Source organism: Kitasatospora sp. NPDC058406 (assembly GCF_042722765.1).
Lineage (GTDB): Bacteria > Actinomycetota > Actinomycetes > Streptomycetales > Streptomycetaceae > Kitasatospora.
This window is the reverse complement of sequence record NZ_JBHXKE010000389.1, coordinates 1-5,719: the sequence shown is the minus strand read 5'-3', so window position 1 is coordinate 5,719 and position 5,719 is coordinate 1. Positions and strand designations below refer to the sequence as shown.

General features: G+C 72.6%; 6 protein-coding genes. 3 read left to right on the top strand and 3 right to left on the bottom strand.

Features of this window, described 5'->3' with window-relative positions:
• Window positions 1-194: 194 nt before the first annotated feature.
• The 3 genes from ACFWOG_RS39170 to ACFWOG_RS39160 form a co-directional block, all read right to left on the bottom strand.
• Window positions 195-1,385, bottom strand: a complete 1,191-nt coding sequence (locus ACFWOG_RS39170) for a hypothetical protein (RefSeq protein ID WP_380364374.1) — start codon at window positions 1,383-1,385, stop codon at window positions 195-197.
• Window positions 1,386-1,547: 162 nt separating this feature from the next.
• Window positions 1,548-2,318, bottom strand: coding sequence for a lysophospholipid acyltransferase family protein (locus tag ACFWOG_RS39165; RefSeq protein ID WP_329880174.1), 771 nt, complete (start codon window positions 2,316-2,318; stop codon window positions 1,548-1,550).
• A gap of 255 nt (window positions 2,319-2,573) precedes the next feature.
• The gene (locus tag ACFWOG_RS39160; protein ID WP_380364372.1) at window positions 2,574-2,999 is read right to left on the bottom strand and encodes a DUF4395 domain-containing protein; all 426 of its coding nucleotides are present in this window, start codon (window positions 2,997-2,999) and stop codon (window positions 2,574-2,576) included.
• A gap of 218 nt (window positions 3,000-3,217) precedes the next feature.
• Here ACFWOG_RS39160 and ACFWOG_RS39155 point away from each other — a divergent pair, with 218 nt between their 5' ends.
• From ACFWOG_RS39155 to ACFWOG_RS39145, 3 genes are all read left to right on the top strand, one after another.
• Window positions 3,218-3,631 carry a thioredoxin family protein gene (locus ACFWOG_RS39155; RefSeq protein ID WP_329880171.1) on the top strand — a complete coding sequence of 138 codons (414 nt, stop codon included), beginning with the start codon at window positions 3,218-3,220 and terminating at the stop codon, window positions 3,629-3,631.
• A 372-nt stretch (window positions 3,632-4,003) separates the two neighbouring features.
• The gene (locus ACFWOG_RS39150; RefSeq protein WP_380364369.1) at window positions 4,004-4,789 is read left to right on the top strand and encodes an electron transfer flavoprotein subunit beta/FixA family protein; all 786 of its coding nucleotides are present in this window, start codon (window positions 4,004-4,006) and stop codon (window positions 4,787-4,789) included.
• Between the two features lie 46 nt (window positions 4,790-4,835).
• On the top strand, window positions 4,836-5,719 hold an 884-nt coding region (locus ACFWOG_RS39145; RefSeq protein WP_380364367.1), incomplete at its 3' end, for an electron transfer flavoprotein subunit alpha/FixB family protein.

The following is a 5,719-nucleotide window of genomic DNA, read 5'->3' as shown; positions in this document are numbered from 1 at the left end:
AGCCTCACAGCGCCGATGGTACTGCAGGGGGGACCCTGTGGGAGAGTAGGACGCCGCCGAACAATCATTGTGAAGAACCCCCGTCCGGGATCCGGGCGGGGGTTCTTTGCGTTTCCGGGGCAATTCCGGGGAATTCCGGTGATACCGGGGCGGCGGTGTTCACGTCCCGTGCCACGTCGGACCGGTCCGGGAGGTCAGCCCTGGGGCGGTGCGGTGCCCCAGCTCGGTCGGCTCTCCGAGCGGTCGGGGGTGTCGGTGAGCCGGGTCGGGCTACCCCCGTCGGGCTGCATGACGTAGAGGTCGGAGGAGGTCCCGGTGCCGGCGGCGCGGGCGAAGACGATGGATCCGCCGTCGGGGGCGTAGGCCGCGGGGCCGTAGGAGACGTCGGACGGGCCGGGCGTCAGGGCCTCGATCGCGCTGCCGTCGGCGTGCATGGCGTAGATCCCGCCCCCCGGGGTGAGGTCGGGGCCGGCGGGGAAGGTGGTGAAGACGATCCGGGTACCGTCGGGGGACCATCCGGCACGGCCTCCGGCCCGCAGCTCCCAGGGGGTGAGCTGGCGAAGGCCGGTGCCGTCTGCGGCGACGGAGAACAACGCGCGGCCGTCGGCGGGGAGCCCGGTGGCGCTGGTGCGGTACTCGAAGACCAGCTGCTTTCCGTCGGGTGACCAGCTGGGACTCGTCACCTCGCCGGAGTAGGGCTTGTCGTTGGTGAGGAAGGTCAGACGCTGGACGTCGGTGCCGTCCGGGGTCATCAGGTACAGGTCGGAGTACTGGATCTGACCGGTCTCGGGGTCGCCGGATCCCCAGGTGCGGTTGAAGGCGATCCGCCCGCCGTCCGGGGAGAAGGCGGGGTGACTCTCCGCCTCGTTGATGCAGTCGGGAGCTCCCACGCTGCAGAGCGGACCGACCTGGTGGGCGTTCTCTCCGGAGGCCGTGGTGAGCCAGATCCGGGCGGCGGAGGCGGCGTCGCCGGTGCGGTCGAAGGCGAGCGCGACGCCGTCGGGGGACCACGAGGGATTGTCGTCGCGGGCGCCGTCCGGCGGCTGGGTGAGCGGACGCTCGCCGGTGCCGTCGGGCCCGGTGGAGAGGATGGCGCCGGTTTCCCGGTCCGTGCCGAGCGTGACCCGGCTGGCGATCAGACCGTTGCGGGCGGAGGGCGGGGTCGCGGCGGCGGCGCCGACGACACCGGGGGCGGCAGCGGCCGGCTCGGGCGTAGGCGTGGGGGTGGGGGACGGCGATTCGGCGCGGATCTCGCTGAGCGGGATGTCGCCGGGCTGTGCGCCGCAACCGGTGAGCAGGGCTCCTGCCAGCAACAGGCCCGCACCGGCGCGAGTGCGGGTGCGGGCCGTGGTGGGGGTGGTCCGTGCGAGCCGTGTGCCGGTCATTCGCGTCTCATCTCCGTCTCCGATCCGCCGGGTGAGTCCCGGCGAGCTTCGAGGGAGCTGTCACGTTGTCAGATCGGACGCGGCGAAAAGGGGGCGACACGCGACGCTGTGCGTTCGTTCGGGCACTCGGAGTAGCTGCGTGGCGGGACGTGAGGCGCGGCGTCAGTCGCGGGCGGTCCGGCGTTCGGCCTTGGCGGTGGCCTCCGCCTCGTCCTCGGCCTCGGCGACCTCCAGGGTGGGGGCGGTGCCGCCCAGCTGGGCGGGCAGCCACCAGGTGTCGTCGGGGCCGGACGGCTTGCCGGGGTACTCGCGCTGGGCCTGGTCGAGCATCTCGGACATCGCGGCGCGGAGCCGGCGGGTGACCATGACGGGCTTGTCGGTGGGGGCCAGCTCGATCGGCTCGCCGATCATGATGGTCACCGGGACGTGCCGCTTGGTGAGGGTCTTCGGGCGGCCCTTGGTCCAGAGCTGCTGGGTGCCCCAGAGGACGACGGGCAGCAGCGGCGCGCCGGAGTCGGCGGCCATACGGGCGGCACCGGTCTTGAACTTCTTCAGCATGAAGGAGCGGCTGATGGTGGCTTCGGGGAACACACCGACCATCTCGCCGGCCCGCAGGGCCCGGACGGCGGCCTCGTACGCGGGCTGGCCGTCGGTGCGGTCGACCGGGATGTGCTTCATGCCTCGCATCAGCGGGCCGGAGACGCCGTGCTTGAAGACGTCGTCCTTGGCCATGAAGCGGGTCTTGCGCCGTCCGCCGCGGTAGGCGCCGAGGCCGGCGAAGAGGAAGTCCAGGTAACTGATGTGATTGCTCACCAGGACTGCTCCGCCCTTGGCGGGGATGTGCTCGGCGCCGACGATCCTGATGCGCACGTCGAGCGCGCGGAAGACGGTCAGTGCGGCGCCGATCACCGGCGGGTACACGAACTCTGCCACGGTCAGTCCTGACTTCGACGGGCCTCGCGGCCCGGTACGGCGGGTACCCGAGCCGTACGTGGGGGCCGACCGGTGGCGCGGCACGCCGCGGCGGCCACGGGTGATACACGGAGATGATCCCCCGAAGGGGTGCCCGCTGTCACCTGAGGCGTACCGCCAGGCGGAATGTGAAGGTGTGATGTGCGTGATGAGTCCGGCCGGGAACTTTTCCCGGCCGGACCGTCGGGCGGCCGGCTCGGGCCGGTGGCGGGGTGCTCAGGCGGCGATGTCCACCCGGCCCTGGGCGCGGCGGACCAGCAGGTACATCTCGCAGCCCAGGCAGTAGCCGAAGGCGGCGTTGAGGAAGGCGGCGGCGAGTGCGAACCCGGTCGCGAGCAGGCCGAGCCAGTCGACCCCGGTGAGGAAGCCGAGCGCGCCGACGACGGCGAAGACCAGGCCGACGCCCTGGGCGAACCGCGGCGGGCGCTCGTCCTCGGTCTCGGTCGGCGGCGCGAGCCGGGGCCGGACCAGCGTGCGGTAGAGCCAGCCGTAGGGCGAGTGGCGCAGCCCGGCGACGGCGCCGAGGGCGAAGACGAGGGCCTGGGCGGCCAGCAGGAGTCCGCTGCCGGTGAGCAGGACGGCTATCAGGACGACGGTGGTGAGCGCGGCGGCGAAGCGCGGGCCGCGGGGATCGATCTGCACGGGGGCTCCGGGGGAGGGGCGACGGGTGACGGCGGGGCGCGTCAGCGACAGCGCGAGGCCGTGGCCCGGCACAGGTCGACCACCCGGCGGGCGGTCAGCAGCGGCTGTGCGGGGCGGTCGGAGTCCACCCGGCGATCGTACGCGCGCCGTGGGCCGCGGGTCGACCGGTTTGCGGGGCCCGTTCCCGGAGCCCGGGCGGGCGGGGGCAGACTGGGGGGATGACCGGGTTGGTGGTGTGCGTTGTCGTCCTCGTGGTGGCGAGCGCGTTCGGGCTGCTGCGGGCCAAGCGTGACGGGAGGTTGCGGGTGCGGGTGAAGGACGGGGCGGTGCGGCTGTCGGCGGCCGAGCTGGGGGTGCCGCTCGGCGAGCGGGCGACCCTGGTGCAGTTCTCCAGCGCGTTCTGCCAGCCCTGCCGGGCCACGCGCCGGGTGCTGACCGAGGTGACCGGGATGGTCGAGGGGGTGGCGCACGTCGAGTTGGACGCCGAGGAGCGGCTGGAGCTGGTCCGCCGGCTGGACATCCTGCGGACGCCGACCGTTCTGGTGCTGGACGCGGGCGGTCGGGTGGTGCGCCGGGCGGCCGGGCAGCCGCGGAAGGTGGACGTGATCGCCGCCCTGGGTGAGGCGGTCTGAGGCTGCTCCCGCTCCCGGTTCGGAGGGCGCGGGTCGTTCCGGGCGGTGAATCCGGAGGCCGAAGGACCGCCCCGTGGGGTGGAGCACGGGTCGGGCTGGGGCAGGATGGCCCTGACGGCAGTGCAGCCGTCCTGTGGCCGCCGTCCGGGCCGGGGATCCTCTCCGGGCTGGTCGGAGGGGTTGCGGGACGCTCGGTCGGGACCTCCCGCCGTAAGCTACTGACCAGTAGTGGCCGTTGTGCTACTGGCGAGTATGCTGCGACGGAGTTCCGGACCGGCACGGGAACACGCTGCCCGGAGCGGGTGCGTACCGTGTGCGCGCCCGCTTGCACAGCCGCAGCCGCCGGACGAGACCCAGTACAGGAGACAGGCCGTGAGCTTGAGGATCGTTGTCTGTGTGAAGCACGTGCCGGACGCGACGGGTGACCGTCGTTTCTCGGACGATCACACCACCGACCGGGAGGGCGTGGACGGCCTTCTGTCGGAGCTGGACGAGTACGGCGTGGAGCAGGCGTTGCGGATCGCGGAGGCGAGCGGTGACGCCGAGGTGACGGTGTTGACGGTGGGTCCGGACGATGCGAAGGACGCGCTGCGCAAGGCGTTGTCGATGGGTGCGGACAAGGCCGTGCACGTGAACGACGACGGCATCCACGGTTCGGACGTGATCGGGACGTCGGCGGTGCTGGCGAAGGCGTTGGAGAAGACCGGGTTCGACCTGGTGATCGGTGGTATGGCGTCGACGGACGGGTCGATGGGTGTGCTGCCGGCGCTGTTGGCTGAGCGTCTGGGTGTGCCGCAGGTGACGCTGCTGTCGGAGGTGTCGGTCGAGGGTGGTGTGGTGAAGGGCCGTCGGGACGGTGACGCGGCGACGGAGCTGGTGGAGGCTTCGCTGCCGGCGGTGGTGTCGGTGACGGACCAGTCGGGTGAGGCGCGTTACCCCTCGTTCAAGGGGATCATGGCGGCGAAGAAGAAGCCGGTGCAGTCGCTGGACCTGGACGATCTGGGGATCGGGGCGGACGAGGTCGGTCTGGCGGGTTCGTGGACGGCGGTGGAGTCGGTGGCGGCGCGTCCGGCGCGTACCGCGGGCACGGTCGTCAAGGACGAGGGCGAGGGCGGCAAGGCGCTCGCGGGCTTCCTCGCCGACCAGAAGTTCATCTAGTCCCACCCGTTCGCGCACCCAAACGATCGATCAGGAGCAACGAATCATGGCTGAGATCCTGGTTCTCGTGGACCACGCCGACGGTGTGGTCCGCAAGCCGGCCCTCGAACTGCTGACCCTGGCCCGCCGGATCGGCGAGCCGTCGGCCGTCGTCCTCGGGGCCGGTCCGGCCGCCGCCGCGATCGCCGCGAAGGCGGCCGAGTACGGCGCGGCGAAGGTCTACGTGGCCGACGGCGCCGAGTTCACCGACCAGCTGGTCGTCCCGAAGGTGGACGCGCTGACCCAGATCGCGAAGGCGAGCGAGGCCGCCGCGGTGCTGGTCACCTCCTCCGGCGAGGGCAAGGAGGTCGCCGCCCGCGTCGCCCTGCGCCTCGGCTCCGGCATCATCACCGACGCCGTCGACCTGGAGGCCGGCGCCGACGGTCCGGTCGCCACCCAGTCGGTGTTCGCCGCGTCGTTCCAGGTGAAGTCCAGGGTGTCGCAGGGCGCCCCGGTCATCACCGTCAAGCCGAACGCCGTAGCGCCGGAGGCCGCCGCGGCCGCGGGCACCGTCGAGGACGTCACCGTCGCGTTCACCGGCAACGCCGCCAAGGTGGTCTCGCGCACCCCGCGCGTCTCCACCGGCCGCCCCGAGCTGACCGAGGCCGCCATCGTCGTCTCCGGCGGCCGCGGCGTCGGTGCCGCCGAGGGCTTCGGCGTCGTCGAGGAGCTGGCGGACGCGCTGGGCGCGGCCGTCGGTGCCTCGCGCGCCGCCGTCGACGCCGGCTGGTACCCGCACAGCAACCAGGTCGGCCAGACCGGCAAGCAGGTCTCGCCCCAGCTGTACATCGCGGCGGGCATCTCCGGCGCCATCCAGCACCGGGCCGGCATGCAGACCTCGAAGACCATCGTGGCCGTCAACAAGGACCCCGAGGCCCCGATCTTCGAGCT

What these genes read in the sequence shown, in the direction of transcription:
- ACFWOG_RS39170 (WP_380364374.1), bottom strand. Translation starts at nt 1,385, where the DNA reads ATGACCGGCACACGGCTCGCACGGACCACCCCCACCACGGCCCGCACC.
- ACFWOG_RS39155 (WP_329880171.1), top strand. Translation starts at nt 3,218, where the DNA reads ATGACCGGGTTGGTGGTGTGCGTTGTCGTCCTCGTGGTGGCGAGCGCG.